Origin of the sequence: Rhodococcus sp. As11 (assembly GCF_048957735.1) — a bacterium.
Lineage (GTDB): Bacteria > Actinomycetota > Actinomycetes > Mycobacteriales > Mycobacteriaceae > Rhodococcus > Rhodococcus gordoniae.
The window spans coordinates 176,026-195,156 of record NZ_JARDJE010000010.1; the positions used below are offsets into that span (position 1 = coordinate 176,026).

A 19,131-nucleotide genomic window follows, 5' to 3' on the forward strand; every position below is an offset into this window, starting at 1 on the left:
GAAGCTGCTCGGGCTGCGCTCAGAGGTACTGACCGCACACCGGCCATGCACCGGCGCCCTGGCCGTCGAGGACGTTCTCGGCGACGCGGATCTGCTCCTCGCGCGAGGCGTTGTGGGCGTATCCGGAGCCGCCGTAACCCTCCCACGTGCTCTGCGAGAACTGCAGGCCGCCGTAGTAGCCGTTGCCGGTGTTGGTCGCCCAGTTTCCACCGCTCTCGCACTGTGCGACGGCATCCCAGTTGCCGGATGCGGCATTGGCGGTACCCGCACCCAGAGCGAACGGGGTCGCAACGAGTGCAGTGGAGGCAGCGAGGGTGCCCAGGGCGCGCTTGATCGTGAACTTTGCCATGTGGATGAATCCTTTCCGGCTGCTTGCGAGGCCCCCGACCCAGGGATCCGCCACACAGGCGGACGGTCGGTGCCGGCAACACGGTGCGGTGCTCGACGCACGCCCGGTTGCTCTCTCGCTCCACCCCTCGGCAGGTTGTGGATCCGACAATCCCGCGGGGGTGGAACGAGCGGCTGCGGGGCCGGTGTGTAACGCCCGTCGGTATCGGGCCTACATCGACCGTAAGGGTTCATCACGGCGAGGTCACGGACCGATTTTCCGGTACGGCCGTCCGAGAACTCCCGGGGGCATTCGGGAAATCCCCAGGTCGACTCGCAGGAACACACCGTTTCCCGGGCGTTTCCGGGACATCGCACTTGTGGCGATGGTCACACGATGTGCCCGTACAGACCTCTCGAACCGGGCATGTTCACGGCGCGATAACGACGCCCGAGTGGAGTGTCACCCGTTCGCTTCGCGCGGATCCTCGGGTTCGTCGTCGTCCGTCTCGGGGTCGAACGGCGTACCGGTCTCCCCCTCGATGAGGTGACGGAACGGCTCGAGATTGCGCAGCGGCTCTCCGCGCGAGACGCGCCACTCCCATTCACGCTTGATCGACGTGATGAACCCGATGCCGAGAATGATGTCGAAGTCGTGGTCGGCCGCCTCGAGCACCTGCCCGAGGACCGCGTCGATCTCCTCGGGGGTCACGGCGTGCGCGGCGATGCGTCCCACCAGGTAGATGTCGCCGACCTTGTCGAGGGTGTAGGCCACGCCGTAGAGGCGCCGATTGCGGCGCAGCAGATAGCGGTACACCGATTCGAAGTTCTCGTCCGGTTTGCGGCACACGAATGCCTCGACCCGCACACCGTGTCGTCCGACACTGAGCAAAGTGGTCGTCTCGAGCTTCTTCTCACCCGGAAGCTTGACGACGAAGTGCCCGCCCTCCTTGACAGAGAACTCGAGCCCGCGATCGCGCAGCGTCGATTCGATCGATTCGATGAGCCGGTCGCTCATGCGGTGACTCCCCTCGTCCGTCGCAACTTCCACACTCCCCGCTGCCGCCGCAGCGAATGCTCGCCGGTACCGAAGGCCCGGTTACGGCGCATCCCCGCCCGGCGGTAGCTGTCGAGCAGGCCTTCTGCGGTGTGTTCCCACGAGAAGGACTCCGCATGCACAGGCGCGGTCGCCGCGAATCGCGCGAGGCGATCGGGATCGCCCACCAGAGAACGCAGCGCGGTCGCCCAGTCGTCGATGCGGTGCCCGTCGACGAGCATGCCGGTCTCCCCGTCGCGCACCGCGACGCCGAGACCACCGACGTTCGCGGCCAGCACGGGCGTGCCGCATGCCTGCGCTTCGATCGCGACGAGACCGAACGACTCCGAATAGCTCGGCACCGCAACGAGATCGGCGGCCCGGTAGACCTGGGCCAGACGGTCCGGGGGTTGCGGCGGGAGAAAGGTGACCCGCGACGCGATGCCCAGCGCGGATGCGAGTTCGATGAGCGCATCGGGCCGCTCGAGGCCGGTTCCGGACGGGCCTCCCACGACCAGCACCCGCAACGGCATGCCGGGGTCGTCGGCGAGTGCTCGCGCGGCGGCCTCGAGCAACACGTCGGGGGCCTTGAGCGGCTGGATACGGCCCACGAACGCCACAACGGTCTCACGCGGGTCGAGTCCGAGTTCTGCGCGAGCGGCCGCACGGTCGCCGGGCCGGTAGCGATTGAGGTCGGCGCCCGGGGCGACGACGTCGATCTTCGCGGGATCGGCCCCGTAGATACGTTCGAGCTGCCCTGCCTCGTCGGCGGTGTTGGCCACCAGCCGATCGGATTCCGCGACGACCTGTTGCTCCCCGATCTGCCGGGCTGCGGGTTCGGGGGTGTCGCCCGCGGCGAGCGACGCGTTCTTCACCGCGGCGAGGGTGTGGGCGGTGTGCACCAGCGGCACACCCCAGCGGTCGCGTGCGAGCCAGCCGACCTGCCCGGACAGCCAGTAGTGCGAGTGTACGAGGTCGTAGTAGCCCTGCGGGTGCCGCGCTTCCTCGCGCAGCACACCGGCGGCGAAGGCGCACAGCTGCGTCGGCAGATCGTGTTTGTCGAGCCCTTCGAACGGGCCGGCCTCGATGTTGCGGACGAGAACCCCGGGTGCGGCCTGCTGCACGGCCGGGTCTGCCGAGGAGGTCGCGCGGGTGAAGATCTCGACTTCCACGCCGCGACGCGCGAGCTCGACAGCGGTCTGCAGGACGTACACGTTCATGCCGCCTGCGTCCCCGGTTCCGGGCTGCGCCAGCGGCGAGGTGTGGACCGAGATCACGGCCACGCGGTGCGGGCGGCTGGGCTGGGACGTCACCCCTCCATACTGCCCTGCTGCCGATCTTCGCGTGTCGTCGACTCCGCCGTCGCGGTCCGAGCGAACTCTCCGACCTCGGCGACGAACCGGTCCGGATCCTCGACGAACGGACCGTGGTCGACGCCCTCCCAGATCGAGGTCGTGACGCGGCGCAGCAGTGACGCCGCATGGTGCGCCGCGGAGACGTCGACGACCGAGTCGGCGTCGCCGTGCAGGAGGAGAACCGGCACCTCCAGGTCCGCGAGCAGGTCGTCGTTGCCCACCGCGCGATCGAACAGGGCGGCACGTACCCGCGGCGGGGTGGACAGACTCGCACCGAACAGCGCCTGCGACACCGCGCCCTTGCCCTCGCGGAGACCACCGCCCTCGACAGGACCGGTGAGCGCGTTGCCGAACGAGCCGAGTGCGCGCACCGCCTCCTCGGGGTCCTCCGACATCGCAGCGGGGATCGCGGCGCGCATCGAGGCACCGACGCGTCCACCCTTCTCGCCGCGGCCGATGCTCGTGATGGCACCCACGAGAACCAGCCCCGCGACGGCTCCCGCGCCGTGCTCGGCGAGATAGTCGCAGATCACCAGGCCGCCGTACGACCAGCCGAGCAGCACCGCCGGGTTCGCCTCCGAGACGCTCTCGGCGGCAAGGACAGCGGCGAGATCACCGGCCCAGAGGGCACGGTCCGCGTATCCGGTCTCGGAAGCCTGCGAGTAACCGTGTCCGCGCAGGTCGACGGCGACCACCCGGAAGTCCCGGGCGAGCGCGTCCAGGACTCGGTCGCCCCAGCAGCGCGACGACTGCGCCCATCCGTGGACGAGCACGAGGACCGGTGCCGTGTCGGAGCCGAATACGCGATACACGAGGGAGGTGCCGTCGATGCCGGCCACTTCACGAACTGCCATGTGCGTCACTCTAACCGTGCCCGAATGTGGATCCCGCCCGCGCACGTGACCGCGAGGATGCCCGCGGCCACCGCCACGAGATATCCGGTGCCGGCATCGGCCCGGTCGATGACCTGACCCACCAGCGCAGAACCCGCCGCGACGCCGACGCCGAGCCCCGCAACCGTCCACGTGATGCTCTCGGTGAGCCGTTCGGGCGGCACGATCTGCTGGGTCAGCGACGTCGCGACGATCATGATGGGCGAGATCGCGCATCCGGCAACGAAGTACAGCACGGTCAGTATCGGCACCGAGCCGGCGAGCAGCAGCGGGCACAGCAGGACCGCGAGAATGCCGGTGGCGACGAACAACTGACGGGTGGGGGCGCCCGGGCCCACCCGGGTACCGAAGATCAGGCCGCTCACCGCCGAACCGGTCGCGAACAACGCCAGCGTCAGGGTGGCGGATCCCGGGGCGCCCTGTTCCGCGGTGAACGCGACGGCCGCCACGTCGATCACCCCGAAGATCACACCCATCGCGACCATCACGACGACGATCGACAGGAGGACGGGCATGCGCAGGATGTTCGTCCTCGCACGACCTTCGACGTGCGGTCGCACGGGTGGCTCGGTGCCGCGCTGGGCCGAGAGGGCCACGGTGCCGACGAGCAACAGCACCGCACCGAGCAGCGGACCGGCCTCGGGGAAGACCGCCACGCTCAGGCCCACCGACAGCACCGGGCCGACGATGAAGCACACCTCGTCGACCACCGCTTCGAGCGCGAAGGCGGTGCGGAGCCGCGGGGTACCGCCGTAGAGCTGTGTCCATCGGGCCCGCACCATCGCACCGACCGTGGGCATGAGTCCTGCCGGGATCCCACAGACGAACAACCACACGGTGGGCACGTCGAGACGGACGCCCGCGAGCATCGCGAGGGTGGAGACCGCACTGACGAGGGCGGCCGCGGGCAGGATTCCGTGCTGGCCGTACCGGTCGACCGCGCGGGAGACGAGCGGGGTGAGTGCGGCGTACGACAGGGCGAACACCGCTGACAATGCGCCGCCCACCGCGTAGTTGCCCTCGAGTTGCGAGAACATCGTGACGATGCCGATCCCGACCATCGCGATCGGCAGGCGCGCCACGAATCCTGCCAGGCAGAACGCGGTTGCGCCCGGTGCTGCGAACAACTCGCGGTACGAGCCGCCTTTCTGTCCTGTCACGTACTTCTCGCGTTCTCGTCGATCCGATCGGTCCGGTCAACGTTATGGCCGGCCGGCCGCGCGGGCGCAGGTACCTCCCCCATCCTGGGCATCGAGGCCCGAATCCGCACGCTCCGTGACGGGAGCGGCCATTCTGGGTACATCAGGAGAACGGACCGGACGGATCGACGGAACGGAGCGGGCATGGCGGTGCGCGGACGGCTGGGACGGTTCTCTCCGAACGAACTCTCCCCGAGAAACCTGTGGACCCGCTATCGCGCGTCGGGCGCCGATCTGCCTTTCGGGAATCCGCTCGCCGCCCACGGCGTCGCGATGGAGGGCTACTTCTGGCGTTTCACCCAGCCCGGAACCGGCCGCGTGGTCATCGCCCTGTGCGGGGTCAACCGTGCGGACGACTCGGCCGGGTCGGGTTCACAGTGGGCGACACTCGGCCTGGCCGCCCATCCGGGAGGTTTCCTGCGCACCGCCGCGCATCCGGTGGCCACCGCCGATCCCGATCGGCTCGGCGCGTCGGCCGGCGATGTCTTCCGCGGCGACAGCGAGCGCGTGTGGATGGATCTCGGCGACGACGCCCGGCTCGACATCCGGTTGTCCGACCTGCGGCCCTGGCCGCGACGGCGCTTCGGCGCATCGAGCGTCTTCCACTCCGTCCCGGCCCTGAACCAGTACTGGCATTCCTGGTTGCTCGGCGGCCGGGCGGAGGGATACGCGATCCTCGGTGACGAGAAGTGGGAGCTGACCGGATCCCAGGTCTACGGTGAGAAGAACTGGGGTAAGGGCGGCTTCCCCGATTCGTGGTGGTGGGGACAGGCACAGGGATTCGCCGATCCGCAGGCATGCGTGGCCTTCGCCGGCGGGCAGGTGCACTCGGGTCCCCTGCGCACCGAGGTGACCGCGGTGGTCGTCGCGCTTCCGGACGGGCGCGTCGTGCGCCTGGGCAATCCCGTCACCTCGCCGGTACAGGCCACGGTCACCGACGAGAGCTGGCTGCTGCGCGGCCGCAACGCCCGGTGGAGCGTGGAGATCTCGGGGAGTTCGCCGATCGGAGCCGCACACGTCCTGCCGGTCCCGCTGCCCGCGGAACGACGGAACGTGGCCGGCTCGATCGAACATCTGGGCGGCCACATGACCGTGACGGTCCGCGAGCGCGGAAGACTGGTATGGGCGGACGAATCCCATTCGGCCGCACTCGAACACGGCGGGCTCGGCCGGGCCCGGGCCGAACTCGATCGGCGGGGCGCCGCCGCGGACGCGACGGACGCCCCACCGATCGTGTGACGACGACGGAAATCCGTCAGCGTTCGGTGCGCTTCATCGCCGCGATCGGATCCGAGAACAACGAGCTGAGCGAGACGACACCCGCAGCGTGGGCCTGCACCCGATTACCGAATCCGGTGATCCGGATGTCCTTGCGTGGCAGGGTGGTCGAGGCGGCGAACGCACGGGCGACGCGCGGAACCGCGGCCGGGTACTCGGTGAAGGCCTGGCCGCCGAGGATGACCCGGTCGGGGTTGAACAGGTCACGGAGCATTCCGACGGTGCGGCCGAGCACGGTGGCGCGCTCGACGAGCAGACCGTGGGCGGCGTCGGATCCGTTCCGCGCGAGGCGGTAGAGCGACCCGATGGTGTCGTCACCGGCGGTGAGGATGCCCTCGGACACCGCGCGCTGCACGACCGCCCGATCGCTCACGGTCGCTTCGAGGCAGCCCGTGCCGCCGCACGAGCACCGCGCAGACGAACCGGTGGGGACATGCGTCACCGAGCCCGGACCGCCGGCCGGGGTGTGCACCTTCCCGTCGAAAGTGATTGCCACACCCACGGTCTCGCGGACGTAGAAGTACAGCCCGGTGCCCTTGACCTCGGGAGCGTCGCGATCGGGGGTCAGGAGCAGCTCGGAGGCGGCCATCGCCTCGACGTGCGCGGCCACCGAGACCGGCAGGCCCATGCCACCACCGACGATCGTGCCGACGCGGGCGTCGACCCAGCCCAGTCGCGGATGCGTCACTACGGCGGTGTTCGAATCCACCCGACCGCCGAGTGCGACGCCGACCCACAGCGGAGTGCGGCGGTGCCACCGTCCCGCGAAAGCCTTGGCGCTCGCGGTGATCGACGCGAGCGCGGCGTCCTGGTGGCCGGCCGGGGTGGGAACCTCGACGGCGCCGATGATGCGACCGCGCAGGTCGGTCGCGACGATGCCGGTGGTGACGGCACCGATGTGGATGCCGACCGTCAGGTAACGCTCGTGGTCGACCTCGACGGGTACGCGCGGCCGGCCGACCGCACCCGGCTCGGTCAGGTCGGCGCGCTCGCGCAGCAGACCTGCCGAGAGCAGGGCCGAGACCTGACGATTGACGGTGGCGATGCTCGCCCCGGTGACCTTCGCGATCACGTCACGCGAGACCGGACCACGATTGGCGGCGACACGGAAGACCGACGCTCCGGTGCCGTCGGCGATACGCAGGTCGGGGGGAACGATCCTGACCTGGCTCGACACGCGCGAGGTTCGAGACCGGATCACTGTCGCACGCGTGGCTCCGCGGACACCGGAGGCGACGGCACGAGGGGGCGCGGACGATCGGGAGGGAAGGGAAACGGACGGCGGAAGAGTGGGAACCGACACGGCGCTGATCCTTGGCTGCTGATCCGGACGTGATGACCGGAGAACGGGCGGGAGACGATCGACGCACCGAATCCCCGGCGTGGAAGCACGATCGGAGGACGGACCCGCCCGAAAGAGGGGGAATCGGTGCGGAGTTACTTTCCGCAGCAGCGACAACAGAGTTCGCGCGCCAGAGGCAGCCGTGATCCCAGCGCGGCGGTCACATAGGTGACCGGCGGTGCGGAGGTGTGGCCGACTGACATGCCGATCAAACTATCGCCCGAACCGGGTCGTGTCCAATCCTCACCGCTCCGGTGGGGAATCCCTCCGCGCATCCCCGCGCACCCGGGCGGTCTCCGCCGACACCGGCGCGAGCAGCAACCCTTCCCACGCGTCGACGAGCGCCGCCAACTCTGCGGTGGTGGGTGATTCACCTGCACGGTGACATCGTGCGAGGGCACCGACGGTACCGGAATACACCAGCCGCAGACGTTGTCCGGCGATGTCGTCGGGCAGTTGCCCGAGCAGCGCCCGCAGCGCGGTGTCGGACCGGCGGCCGCTCTCGGTTCCTGTCGGTCCGGTGACCCGGAAGCATTCGGCGAACCGCTCGTGGTTCGAGAGCCGGTCGAGGAAGGCGACGTAGTGGTTGTTGCGGCCGAGCGTGCCCGCCAGTGGCCGGATGATCGCCCACAGCAGGTCGCGGACCGTGAGCGTGTCCCGCGTCCGAAGCATCTCGGCGACGAGCGCTTCACGCTGGGCGTTCACAGCGGGCAACCGATGGGAGAAGACCGCCTCGAGCAGTCCCTCCTTGGTCCCGAAGTAGTAGCCGATCACCGACGAGTTGTGCTGTCCGGCGGCCTTGCGGATGTCGGCGAGGGTGACTCCGTCGTAACCACCGCGGGCGAAGAGTCGCTCGGCGGCTTCGACGAGCCTGATCCGGGTTTGCTCTCCCGAGCTGTATCGACCGCGGGTGGTGGTCATATGCCGCAGGGTAGCCGCACGGAGGGGACTTCGCAGGGGAGGACTCGGCGGGCGGGGACGTACGGCGTCATCCGGTGCCCGACACTACGATTGCCCCATGAGCATCTCTCCCGATTCCCGCGTCGCCGTCGTCACCGGAGCGTCCTCCGGTATCGGCGAGGCGACCGCCCGTACGCTCGCCGCGCAGGGTTTCCATGTCGTGGTGGGCGCACGGCGCCTCGACCGCCTGCAGAAACTCGCCGACGAGATCGGCGGCACCGCGCTCGAGCTCGACGTCACCGACGAGGATTCGGTGGAGGCCTTCACCACGGTACTTCCCCGGGTGGACGTGCTGGTCAACAACGCCGGAGGCGCCAAGGGACTCGCGCCGGTCGCCGAGGCCGTCGAGGACGACTGGCGGTGGATGTGGGAGACCAACGTCGTCGGCACCATGCGCATCACCAAGGCGCTGATCCCCGAGCTCATCGCGTCGGGCGACGGCCTGATCGTCACCATCACCTCGGTCGCGGCCTTCGAGGCCTACGACAACGGCGCCGGTTACACCTCCGCCAAGCACGCGCAGGCCGTGCTGCACCGCACGTTGCGAGGCGAACTGCTCGGGCAGCCCGTCAGGCTCACCGAGATCGCTCCGGGCGCGGTCGAGACCGAGTTCTCGCTCGTGCGGTTCGAAGGCGACAAGGATCGTGCCGACAAGGTGTACGAGGGCATCACCCCGCTCGTCGCCCAGGACATCGCCGACATCATCGGATTTGTCGCGTCCCGCCCGTCGCACGTCAACCTCGACCAGATCGTCGTCAAGCCGCGCGACCAGGCGAGCGCAGGCCGCTTCCACCGCGTGACCGACTGAGTCCGCTGCGGTGGTGGGAGCGGCAGGAGCGTCACTCCCACCATCGTCGGTACCGTCACGGGATATGCGCCGACGACGCCTCGTGCCCGGACCGCTGCTCGGCGACGACGGAACACTCGCCGAGGCCGGCTGGAGCACCACGGAGACCCGCACCTACGACCGGCAGCGGGTCGCGGCGTCGCGGTTCCGCATCAAGGAATGGGATTACTACTGCGTCCTCTCCGACGGGGACGACGGACCGTTCGGAATCGCCCTGACCGTCGCCGACAACGGCTACGTGGGTCTGCTCGGGGTGAGCGTGCTCGACCTCGCCGGTCGTTCCGAGACCACCGAGAACGCCCTCGTTCCCTTCCCGCTCGGCCGGATGCGCCTGCCACGGAGCGCCGACCGCGGTGATGCCGTCGTCGGCCGTCGCGGCCTCCGGATCGAGTACCACCACGAAGGGCAGGCCCGGCGGCTGGTCGTCGACCATCCTCGCTTCGGAGGTGGGCGCGGCCTGTCCGGCGAATTGCTGCTCGCGCAGCCGCCCGACGACCGGATGGTCGTCGCGACACCCTTTCCCCGGGCGCCGAAGGCCTTCTACTACAACCAGAAGATCAACTGTCTGCCCGCGCAGGGCACGCTCACCGTCGGCGGACGGGAGCTGGTCTTCGACCCCGCCACCGCGTTCGGCGTGTTCGACTGGGGTCGCGGCGTATGGACCTACGACAACACCTGGTACTGGGGTTCCGCGTCGGGAATCCACGACGGGGTGCGCTTCGGATTCAACATCGGCCACGGATTCGGCGACACCACCGCGGCGAGCGAGAACATGCTCTTCCACGACGGTGTGGCGCACAAGCTCGACCGCGTGCACTTCCACCTGCCCCGCGACACCTACGACGGGGCGCCGTGGCGGTTCACCAGCAACGACGCGCGCTTCGAGATGGAGTTCGAGCCGATCCTCGACCGCGCGGCCGACGTGAACGCCCTGCTCGTGCGCTCCACGCAGCACCAGGTCTTCGGACGGTTCACCGGCAGCGCCGTGCTCGACGACGGCACCCGGCTCGAGGTCGAGAACCTGCTCGGCTTCGCGGAGCAGGTCCGCAACCGCTGGTGACCGGCGCCCTGCCGCTCCGGTGTGCGCCGGTCAGATCGCGCAGTTGACGGTGACGGGTTCGGGATGCAGACGAACCCCGAAGGCGTCCTCGACACCGTCGCGCACCCTGCGCGCCAGGGCCACGAGATCCGCCGTCGATGCCGTTCCCCGGTTGGTGAGCGCCAGCGTGTGCTTCGTCGACAGCCGCGCCGGCGCGTCGGCGGCGGGAAATCCCTTCCCGAAACCGGCCCGCTCGATCAGCCACCCGGCCGACAACTTGGTTCCGCCGTCCGCCGGGAACTGCGGGACCCGCACGTCCTCGCCCACCTTCGCCGCGATGGCCGCCAGCACGTCCGGCAACCGATCGTCGGGCACGACGGGATTGGTGAAGAACGACCCGGCGCTCCACGTGTCGGGATCGCCCGAGTCGAGCACCATGCCTTTGCTCCGGCGCAACCCGAGGACGTGCTCGCGCACCTGTGCCGTCGGCCTGCGCTCGCCTTCCTCCGCGCCGAGCGCCACCGCGAGCTCGCGGTACGCCAGCGGTGCGCTGGAGCCGTCGTCCCGCACGTCCAGTTCCACCTCGAGGACCACGGCCGTGTCGGTGTGCTTGAGGACGCTGGTCCGGTAGCCGAGACCGAGAGCTTCGGGCCCCACCCACGAATCCCGTCCGGTGCCGCGGTCGAGCAGACGAACGCGGCGCAGGATCGAGCCCACCTCGACGCCGTAGGCCCCGACGTTCTGCACCGGCGTCGCTCCCGCGGAGCCCGGGATGCCCGACAGGCATTCGAGCCCGCCGAGTCCGGCGTCCACGGTGGTCGCCACCACCGCGTCCCATTCGGCTCCCGCATCCACCCGGATGTGATCGTCGCGGAGGTCGACACCGGTGGTCGCGACGCGGACCACGACCCCGTCGAAGCCGTCGTCCCCGATGACGAGGTTGGAGCCGCCCGCGAGGAGCAGGAGCGGGACGCGCTGCTCGTCGAGCAGCCGCACGACCTCGATCAACGACGAGGTGGACGCGCATTCGACGAGATACCGGGCGGGGCCGCCGAGCCGGAGGGTCGTGAAATCCGACAGCGACACCTGCTCGGACACCGTGGCTCCCGTTTCGGCGAGCCGGGCCCTGGTACGTGGATCAAGCACCAGCAAACGGTAGCGTGCCCCGTATGGGCAGCCCTATCGACCACACTGCGAACTACTCGTCCCCGCCTGCCGCGGTCCACGCGGCGTTCGTCGATCCGCAGTACTGGCAGACCCGGCTGCGTGAGGTCGGCGGTCCGGGCGCGGCGGTCGAGCGTGCCGACAGCGGCGACGGCACGATCGAACTCGATCTCCATCAGGCCATCCCTGCCGAGCACCTGCCGAGCATGGTCACGAGCATCCGCCCGGGCGATCTCGTCATCCGGCGACACGAGGCGTGGGGTGCATTCGCCGACGGTCGCGCCGAGGGCAGGTTCTCGGCGCACGTCGACGGGATGCCGGGTGAGGTCACCGGCGGGATGACGCTGATCGCCGACGGCGCGGGTTCGTCCGTCGTCGTCGAGGGCACCGTCGACGTGAAGATCCCGTTCCTCGGCTCCAAGATCGAAGGGATGATCGTCGAGCAGCTGATCGAACTGTTCGACGCGGAGCGCACCTTCACCGAGCAGTGGTGCCGCGGCGATCATTCCGCCTGATCACCCCCCGCCGGGTCGTCCCGCGGCGACCCGCGATTTCCGGACGGGCCACCCGGCGCGGTAACCTGGCCGGTCGTGGCACGGCGTATCGATTACTCTGCCCGCTTCCCCTACCCACCGGAGCGGGTGTACGAGGCGCTCGCCGATCCCGGGCACTGGGAAGCGCGGATGACCGAGATGCGCAAGTACTCGGAGAACCACGTCCGCGAGTTCACGACCTCCGAATCGGGCATCGCGCTGGTGCTGCACCACGTCCTCCCCCGCTCCGACCTGCCGGAGATCGCCCGCACGGTGATCAAGAAGGACATGGTCATCACGCGCGAGGAGACCTACGGGCCGTTCACCGACCGCGCGACCGGCACCTACCGGGCGTCGATCCCCGGCGGCCCGGGCAGTCTGACGGGCACGATGGAACTCTTCGCCGACGACCACGGCGCCACGCTCCGCACCACCTCCGAGGCCAAGGTGCACATCCCGTTCGTCGGCGGCAAGCTCGAAGAACTCATCCTCACCAATCTCGTCGACGTGTTCCGCACCGAAGCGGCCATCACCGCCGACTGGCTCGCGCGACGGTAACCGAGTGCCGAATCGAGGACCCGTCGGTGTCGTCACGCGCGGCACCACCGGCATCAACCGGCTGCGCCGCAGCGACCGTTGGGCGATGCACGACCCCCACATCGCGAAGGCGCTGACGCACGCCGTCGACCCTCTGGTGGTCGATCTGGGTTACGGCGCCATGCCGGTGACGACCCTCGAACTGGCTACGCGACTGCGGCGGGTACGCGGCGATCTGCGTGTGATCGGCCTCGAGATCGATCCGGAACGGGTGGTTCCGGGCCGCGACGGCGTCGAGTTCGCCCGAGGCGGTTTCGAACTGGCGGGCCTGCGCCCGACCCTGGTGCGGGCGTTCAACGTGCTCCGGCAGTATCCGGAGGAGGCCGTCGAACCGGCATGGGCGCGTCTGCGGTCCGGTCTCGCTCCCGGAGGGCTGCTCATCGACGGCACGTGCGACGAGCTGGGCCGGCGTTGCGCGTGGGTGCTGCTCGACGAGTACGGCCCCCGATCGCTGACGTTGGCGTGGAGCCCGTTCCATGTGGACAGACCATCCGACCTCGCCGAACGGCTACCCAAGGCACTGATCCACCGGAACGTTCCGGGCGAGCCGATCCACGCGCTGCTCCGCGCGGCCGACCGAGCGTGGGCGACGAGCGCTCCGCACGCGGCGTTCGGACCGCGGATCCGGTGGCAGGCGACGCTCGAACTGTTGCGCGATCAGGGCTTCCCCGTGCGCCCTCCTCGTCGCCGTCTCCGCGACTGCGTCCTGACGGTGCCGTGGGACGCGGTCGCACCCACGGACGAACCTGCCGCATCCGAGCGAACCGGCCGAGGAACTGCGCTCGTCGCGGTCTGAGAACCGTCGCGGCCCCGGCCGTTCAGCCTGCGGCCAGGAGTGCCAGCTCGATCCGGTCGGCCACCGCAGCCGGCTGATTCGCCACCGCGGCGTGCAGCTGATCGGAGTCGACCCGCCCGAGCGCGAGGGCGTCGCCGACGAGTTCGTCGAGCACTTCCTGGGACACACCGCCCGCGGCCAGATCGACCGCGGTGCGTGCCGGCGTGGTGATCCGGAATGCGCCGGCGATCTCGCAGTCCTCGTCCGCCAACGTCCGGTGATGGAGCGCGAGCCGGTTGCTCGGCACGGTGCGCTGGTCGGGAGTGGACAGGTGGAGGAAGCGGGGCTGCAGGTGCCCCATGCCGTGCAGGTCGGCGGCGCTCTGGTGCGAGACGACCGCTTCGCCCTCGTACCAGGTGCACCACTGGGCGAACTCGTCGAACTTGGTCCGCGGGCTGTCGCCGAGGCGATACAACTCGGTCTCGACGCGGATCCACAGACCCGCCTCGATGCGTTCCGCGAAGTCGTGCGCTGCTATCCCGTGGCCGACGGCCTGGCGTGCGGTGAAGAACCCGGCTTGCGTGGCGGCGAGGCGCCGCAGCGAGTCGTCGGCATCGGCCCGCCCGGTTGCGTCGTAACCTGAATCCGTCCACCCTGTCATGGCGCCCAGCGTAGCCGACGAATGTGGTACACCTCACATATTTTCCTCATCCTGCGGCCGCGTGTTCAGTCGATCCTCAGAGTTCTCCGGAAGAATCGACACTCATGACGCAACGGAAGCGCAACCGCACCGTCACGATCGCCGTCGTTCTCGTCGCGGCGCTGGTCGCCGTCCTGGTGGGCGCGGAGGTCTACGTCCGCAACCGCGCGACCACCTGTCTCGCCCAATCCTTCGAGAGCGAGCTCGGTACCGGAGTCGACGTCGACCTGAGCTGGAAACCGGTACTGCTGCAACTGCTCGACCGGCGGGTACCCTCGGTGTCCCTCGACAGCGACGACACCGCCTTCGGCCCCGCCCAGCAGATGCAGGTGCACGCCGAGGTCGAGGATGTCGACCTGCGTGATTCCGCAGAGGGTGCCGGCACCATCGGCAGCTCGAGCGCCGATGTGTCGTGGCCCGTCTCCGGGATCCTCGCGACCGTGCAGAGCCAGTCGGTGGGAGCGCTCGTCACCGACGTCACGGCCGACGAGAACGCGGGCACCCTCACATTCACCGTCGGCGGGCAGGGTCTTGCGGAGTTCACCGCGCGGCCGGTGGTGAACGGCGGCGTGGTGACGGTCGAGACGACCGACGCGACGATCCTCGGCATCGGGCTCCCGACGGCCCTCGTCGACGGCGTCGTGGAGATACTCACCTCGGGTCTGCAGCAGTACCCGCTGGGCATGCAGGCCACCGAAGTGGGCGTCACCGACTCGGGCGTCGAACTCCGCCTCGAAGGGGGCCGCTTCGTGCTGCCGGAGAACCCGCAGGGACAGCCGGGACAACAGCAAACGCAACAGCAGAGCAGCTGCGGCCTGCTGTCGTGACCGGCGAGGTCGGCCCTGTGGACCGTCCGGCCCTGCTCAGCCCTGCAGACCGTCCAGCGCGGCGCGGCTGCCGGACAACCCGAGGCGTGTGGCACCGGCCTCGATCATCGCGACCGCGTCCTCGGCGGTGCGGATTCCCCCGCTGGCCTTGACGCCGAGCCGGCCGCCCACCGTCTCCGCCATGAGCGCGACCGCGTGGGTGGTGGCGCCGCCCGCGGGATGGAAGCCGGTGGAGGTCTTCACGAAGTTCGCCCCGGCCTTCTCCGCGGCGCGGCACACCTCCACGATCGCCTCGTCGGAGAGCACCGCGGACTCGATGATGACCTTGAGGACCGGGTCGAATCCGATCGATTCGCGCACCGTGAGGATGTCGGCGAGAACGGCGTTGTAGTCGCCGCTCACGGCAGCACCCACGTCGATCACCATGTCGATCTCGCGCGCACCCTCGTCCACGGCGAGTCGCGCCTCGGCGCCCTTGATGAGCGAATGGTGCTTGCCCGACGGGAATCCGACGACCGTCGCGACCGTGACCCCCTCGGCCCGCAGGGGCAGCATCGACGGCGACACGCACACCGCGTACACGCCGAGCTCGACAGCTTCGTCGACGAGGGCCCGCACGTCCTGCGAGGACGCTTCGGGTTTGAGGAGGGTGTGGTCGATCATCGACGCGACCTGCGCGCGGGTCAGCGGGGTTCCGGACATGAGTGCAGCTTCCCACACGACGGGCCCGACGGTTCGGCACCGCATGTCGTTCGGCCGCATGTTCTCCGGCACCGCACCCTGCCTTCGGTAATCCACTCGCGCAGGAGTCCTCCGGCCACCCACAATGATCGCGTGCTGATCCGTCGAGAGCTTCCTGCCGACATCCGTGCGATCGCGGACGTGCACCGCGCCGCGTTCGCTCCGTTCGCCGCGCCGGGCCACGAGCCGGTCGAGCCCGGTCTCGTCGCGTCGCTGCGCGCGAGCGACGCGTGGCTGCCACCCTTGTCGCTCGTCGCCGAGGACGGGGTGGGCGCGATCGTGGGGCACGTCGTCGCCACCCGTGGACACGTCGGCAGCACGCCCGCGTTGGGTCTGGGTCCGCTCGGTGTCCGACCCGACCTGCAACGTTCCGGTGTGGGCAGCGCACTCGTCCACGCCGTGCTCGGTGCGGCGGACGCCCTGGACGAGTCGCTCGTGCTCCTGCTCGGACATCCCGGCTACTACCCCCGTTTCGGTTTCGCGCCCGCCGCCGAACTCGGAATCTCCCCGGACGTCGAGGAGTGGGCCTCCCACTTCCAGGCCCGGGCGCTCACGGCACACGACCCCGCGCTTCGGGGCACCTTCCGGTATGCCGAACCGTTCTACGATCTCGAGGACCAGGGATGAACGACGAACGACGGGTCGAGCCCGAGAATCCGTGGACCGACTCCACCGAGACCGCCCGCACCTTCGACGCGGCGAGTGGTGATTTCGACGACCTCACCCCGACGGTGTGGGGCCCGGCCGGGCAGGCACTGGTCTTCCAGCTGGGCGTCTCCCCGGGCGAAGCGGTGCTCGACGCGTGCTGCGGAACGGGATCGTCCGCGCTTCCCGCCGCCGCGGCCGTCGGGCCCGACGGACTCGTCCACGGTGTCGACATCGCCGACGAGATGCTCGAACGCGGCCGCCTGAGCGCGGAACGCCGCGGCCTGAAGAACATCGAATTCGTCTGCGCGGACGCCTCGACGTGGGAACCGCCCTCGGACGTACCCGCTCCCGGCTACGACGTGCTGGCGGTCTCCTACGGGGTGTTCTTCCTCCCGGACATGGACCGCGCCTTCTGGCGCCTCGTCTCCCTCGTGCGGCAGGGCGGACGCGCCGGTGTGACGGTGTGGCGACACGGGGCGATGGAGGAGTTCTCGTCGATCGTGTTCGACGTCGCGGCCCACCACTCCCCCGAGCCGCGCGACCGCGGCGCTCTGCGCGATCGCATGCCGCTGCACCGGATCGACACTCCGCGGACTCTCGAGGCGTGGCTCACCGATGCCGGAACGGATTCCGTGGAGGTCCGCACCCTGTCGAATCTGCTTCCCGCGACCGACGAGCTGTGCTGGTCGCTCGTGACGGGTACGGGTCTGCGTGCGGCACTGACCGGGCTCGACTCCGAGCAGGTGGCGGCGGTACGGCACCGGATCGCCGACGAGGTCACGGCACGCGGCCTGCACACGATCGACGCCACCACTCTCGTGGCGACGGCCACGGTGCGGCGTCCTCCGGTCTCGGGCTGACGACCGGCGGACGCGCCCTGCGCAGCACCTGAGACAATCGGAGTCATGACGCTCGCCTCCTCCGCCGACGATCGACGTTACGTTCTGACCCTGGGCTGCCCGGACACCACCGGGATCGTCGCCCGCATCTCGACCTTTCTCGCGGAGGTCGGGGGTTCGATCGTCGAAGCGGCCTACCACGCCGACCAGGACACCGGCTGGTTCTTCACCCGTCAGGCCGTCCGGGCGTCGTCGATTCCGTTCGGCCTCGACGAACTGCGCGAGAAGTTCGCGGGCGTCGCAGCCGACATCGGTCCGCAGACCGAATGGACGCTCTCCGACACCGGCAAGCGCAAGCGCATCGTGCTGCTCGTCAGCAAGGAGGCGCATTGCCTGCACGACATCCTCGGGCGGGTCGCAGCAGGCGAACTCGACGCCGAGGTGTGCGCCGTCATCGGCAACCATCGCGATCTCGAACCGGTCGCGCAGCGGCACGGCATCGAGTTCCACTACGTGTCGTTCCCGAAGGATCCCGCCGAGCGCGGCCCGGCCTTCGAACAGGTGCGCAAGCTCGTCGACGCCTACGACCCGCACGCGGTGGTCCTCGCCCGCTTCATGCAGGTACTCCCGGAGGCGCTGTGCGAGCACTGGGCCGGGCGCGCGATCAACATCCACCACAGCTTCCTGCCCTCGTTCATCGGCGCACGGCCCTACCACCAGGCATTCACGCGTGGTGTGAAGCTCATCGGCGCGACCTGCCACTACGTCACCGCCGAACTCGACGCCGGGCCGATCATCGAGCAGGACGTCATCCGGGTCAGTCACAGCGACAGCGTCAGCGACATGGTCCGCCAGGGCCGCGACGTCGAGAAGCTGGTGCTCTCGCGCGGCCTGCGCTGGCACCTCGAGGATCGCGTGCTGGTGCACGACAGCAAGACCGTCGTCTTCCGGTAGAACACCGGCCGGCCCCGGCGAACCGACTCAGCGGACGGGCACTCCGGCTCGTTCGACGAGGTGCGCGAGCTCCTCGTCGAACCTGTCGATCGCTTCGACCGAGCTCATGTGCCCGATGCCGTCGAGCACCACGAGACGTTCGAGATTGCCCGCGCGCTCGAGTTCCTCGGCCAGGCGCCGAGCGTGTACGGGCGGGGTGAGACGGTCTGCCGAGCCGACGAGCACCGTCGTCGGCACGGTGAGATTCTGCAGGCCCTCCCGGATGTCGAGAGCGCTCAGTGCCCTGCCCCAGCCACCCCGCGTGCGCGGCGGGCACCCGAGCACGATCCGTTCGCAGAACGCCACCTCCGCGGCGCTCGCACCGGGCGAGAGAGCCACGTAGCGCAGTGCCCGGGTCGTCACGGCGGACGACGCCAACGGGACCGTCGCGCCCATGAGCCGGCTCGCCACAGGTGCCGGTACCCGCGGGAAGCGTTGCGGCAGAGGCACGATTGCCGAGTCGGCGACCAGCCGGTCGGTGCCGGTGCTCGCGAGCAGCACACCCGCGACCGTGCGATCGACGTTGTCCGGGTACTTCTCGGCCCACGCGATGATGCTCATCCCGCCCATGCTGTGGCCGGTGAGAACTGCTTTCGAGCCGGGACGCACCACGGCGTCGAGAACCGCCTGGAGATCGTCGGCGAGTACGTCCGCTCCCAGCGACCGCGCCCCCGCCTCGCTGTCGCCGTGCCCACGCTGGTCGTACACCACGACACGGTAGTTCTCCGCGAACGCGTTGATCTGCGGCGTCCAGTAGGCGGCATTGCACGTCCAACCGTGACAGAACACCAGCACGGGGGCGTCCGCGTCGCCGTACGCGAGCACGTTGAGGCGAGCACCGTCCTCGGTGCGCACGTCGACAACCTCGGGTTCGATCTCCGGCTCCCGCAGCAGGGCGTGCGGCGCGACATCCTCGGCACGCACGACCGTCCGGCGACGCCGGCGAACGAGGACGGCGGTGGACGCCGTGGCGGCAAGGACGATCGATCCCGCGACGATCGACGCGGTCGGGGACGGCTTTCTCACGGGTGCAGATCT

Annotated in this window: 21 protein-coding genes; 10 read left to right on the top strand and 11 right to left on the bottom strand. The window is 69.7% G+C overall.

What is annotated here, in order from left to right:
- Positions 1-19: 19 nt before the first annotated feature.
- From PV766_RS15435 to PV766_RS15455, 5 genes are all read right to left on the bottom strand, one after another.
- Positions 20-349, bottom strand: a complete 330-nt coding sequence (locus PV766_RS15435; RefSeq protein ID WP_026003099.1) for a transglycosylase family protein — start codon at positions 347-349, stop codon at positions 20-22.
- Between the two features lie 441 nt (positions 350-790).
- Positions 791-1,345 (bottom strand): YbjN domain-containing protein, encoded by a 555-nt coding sequence (locus PV766_RS15440; protein ID WP_016933296.1) that lies wholly within the window; start codon positions 1,343-1,345, stop codon positions 791-793.
- The gene (gene mshA / locus PV766_RS15445) at positions 1,342-2,676 is read right to left on the bottom strand and encodes a D-inositol-3-phosphate glycosyltransferase (RefSeq protein ID WP_421097330.1); all 1,335 of its coding nucleotides are present in this window, start codon (positions 2,674-2,676) and stop codon (positions 1,342-1,344) included. The genes PV766_RS15440 and mshA overlap by 4 nt, the downstream gene beginning before the upstream one ends.
- Positions 2,673-3,572 (bottom strand): alpha/beta fold hydrolase, encoded by a 900-nt coding sequence (locus PV766_RS15450; RefSeq protein WP_051017512.1) that lies wholly within the window; start codon positions 3,570-3,572, stop codon positions 2,673-2,675. Before PV766_RS15450 ends, mshA begins: the two co-directional genes overlap by 4 nt.
- A gap of 5 nt (positions 3,573-3,577) precedes the next feature.
- Positions 3,578-4,771, bottom strand: a complete 1,194-nt coding sequence (locus PV766_RS15455) for an MFS transporter (RefSeq protein WP_129977392.1) — start codon at positions 4,769-4,771, stop codon at positions 3,578-3,580.
- Between the two features lie 183 nt (positions 4,772-4,954).
- On the opposite strand from PV766_RS15455, the gene PV766_RS15460 reads away from it, so the two are divergent.
- Positions 4,955-6,049, top strand: coding sequence for a tocopherol cyclase family protein (locus tag PV766_RS15460; protein WP_421097331.1), 1,095 nt, complete (start codon positions 4,955-4,957; stop codon positions 6,047-6,049).
- A 16-nt stretch (positions 6,050-6,065) separates the two neighbouring features.
- On the opposite strand, the gene PV766_RS15465 is transcribed toward PV766_RS15460, so the two are convergent.
- Together PV766_RS15465 and PV766_RS15470 are read right to left on the bottom strand one after the other, a co-directional pair.
- A complete protein-coding gene (locus tag PV766_RS15465; protein WP_421097332.1) occupies positions 6,066-7,391 on the bottom strand; it encodes an ROK family protein in 1,326 nt (441 codons plus the stop codon).
- Between the two features lie 282 nt (positions 7,392-7,673).
- Positions 7,674-8,351 (bottom strand): TetR/AcrR family transcriptional regulator, encoded by a 678-nt coding sequence (locus tag PV766_RS15470; RefSeq protein WP_016933511.1) that lies wholly within the window; start codon positions 8,349-8,351, stop codon positions 7,674-7,676.
- Positions 8,352-8,448: 97 nt separating this feature from the next.
- Here PV766_RS15470 and PV766_RS15475 point away from each other — a divergent pair, with 97 nt between their 5' ends.
- The gene (locus tag PV766_RS15475) at positions 8,449-9,198 is read left to right on the top strand and encodes an SDR family NAD(P)-dependent oxidoreductase (protein WP_255161484.1); all 750 of its coding nucleotides are present in this window, start codon (positions 8,449-8,451) and stop codon (positions 9,196-9,198) included.
- Between the two features lie 64 nt (positions 9,199-9,262).
- A complete protein-coding gene (locus PV766_RS15480) occupies positions 9,263-10,297 on the top strand; it encodes a DUF2804 domain-containing protein (protein WP_421097333.1) in 1,035 nt (344 codons plus the stop codon).
- A 30-nt stretch (positions 10,298-10,327) separates the two neighbouring features.
- On the opposite strand, the gene PV766_RS15485 is transcribed toward PV766_RS15480, so the two are convergent.
- Entirely contained in the window at positions 10,328-11,422 is a 1,095-nt protein-coding gene (locus PV766_RS15485; protein WP_084421433.1) for a UDP-N-acetylmuramate dehydrogenase, read from the bottom strand.
- Between the two features lie 23 nt (positions 11,423-11,445).
- Here PV766_RS15485 and PV766_RS15490 point away from each other — a divergent pair, with 23 nt between their 5' ends.
- The 3 genes from PV766_RS15490 (at position 11,446) to PV766_RS15500 (ending at position 13,366) form a co-directional block, all read left to right on the top strand.
- Positions 11,446-11,955: a DUF2505 domain-containing protein gene (locus PV766_RS15490; RefSeq protein WP_421097334.1), complete on the top strand. Its 510-nt coding sequence runs from the start codon at positions 11,446-11,448 to the stop codon at positions 11,953-11,955.
- Between the two features lie 75 nt (positions 11,956-12,030).
- Positions 12,031-12,531 carry a DUF2505 domain-containing protein gene (locus tag PV766_RS15495; protein WP_026003148.1) on the top strand — a complete coding sequence of 167 codons (501 nt, stop codon included), beginning with the start codon at positions 12,031-12,033 and terminating at the stop codon, positions 12,529-12,531.
- Positions 12,532-12,535: 4 nt separating this feature from the next.
- Complete coding sequence (locus PV766_RS15500; protein ID WP_016933517.1) at positions 12,536-13,366, top strand: hypothetical protein; 831 nt, start codon at positions 12,536-12,538, stop codon at positions 13,364-13,366.
- A 22-nt stretch (positions 13,367-13,388) separates the two neighbouring features.
- Here PV766_RS15500 and PV766_RS15505 read toward each other — a convergent pair whose 3' ends face one another.
- Positions 13,389-14,006, bottom strand: coding sequence for a type IV toxin-antitoxin system AbiEi family antitoxin domain-containing protein (locus PV766_RS15505; RefSeq protein WP_064062625.1), 618 nt, complete (start codon positions 14,004-14,006; stop codon positions 13,389-13,391).
- A 104-nt stretch (positions 14,007-14,110) separates the two neighbouring features.
- Between PV766_RS15505 and PV766_RS15510 the strand changes: the two genes are divergently transcribed.
- Positions 14,111-14,872 (top strand): DUF2993 domain-containing protein, encoded by a 762-nt coding sequence (locus PV766_RS15510; RefSeq protein WP_129977403.1) that lies wholly within the window; start codon positions 14,111-14,113, stop codon positions 14,870-14,872.
- Between the two features lie 36 nt (positions 14,873-14,908).
- On the opposite strand, the gene deoC is transcribed toward PV766_RS15510, so the two are convergent.
- On the bottom strand, positions 14,909-15,574 hold the full coding sequence (gene deoC, locus PV766_RS15515) for a deoxyribose-phosphate aldolase (protein WP_421097335.1): 666 nt from the start codon (positions 15,572-15,574) through the stop codon (positions 14,909-14,911).
- Between the two features lie 132 nt (positions 15,575-15,706).
- Between deoC and PV766_RS15520 the strand changes: the two genes are divergently transcribed.
- From PV766_RS15520 to purU, 3 genes are read left to right on the top strand one after another with little or no spacing between them, the layout of a single operon-like run.
- Positions 15,707-16,240 carry a GNAT family N-acetyltransferase gene (locus PV766_RS15520; protein WP_421097336.1) on the top strand — a complete coding sequence of 178 codons (534 nt, stop codon included), beginning with the start codon at positions 15,707-15,709 and terminating at the stop codon, positions 16,238-16,240.
- A complete protein-coding gene (locus PV766_RS15525) occupies positions 16,237-17,121 on the top strand; it encodes a class I SAM-dependent methyltransferase (RefSeq protein WP_421097337.1) in 885 nt (294 codons plus the stop codon). Before PV766_RS15520 ends, PV766_RS15525 begins: the two co-directional genes overlap by 4 nt.
- 45 nt (positions 17,122-17,166) lie before the next feature.
- On the top strand, positions 17,167-18,054 hold the full coding sequence (gene purU, locus PV766_RS15530) for a formyltetrahydrofolate deformylase (protein ID WP_016935297.1): 888 nt from the start codon (positions 17,167-17,169) through the stop codon (positions 18,052-18,054).
- 27 nt (positions 18,055-18,081) lie between these two features.
- Here the strand turns inward: purU and PV766_RS15535 are convergent, their stop codons facing one another.
- Positions 18,082-19,119 (bottom strand): alpha/beta fold hydrolase, encoded by a 1,038-nt coding sequence (locus tag PV766_RS15535; RefSeq protein ID WP_421097338.1) that lies wholly within the window; start codon positions 19,117-19,119, stop codon positions 18,082-18,084.
- Positions 19,120-19,131: the final 12 nt, after the last annotated feature.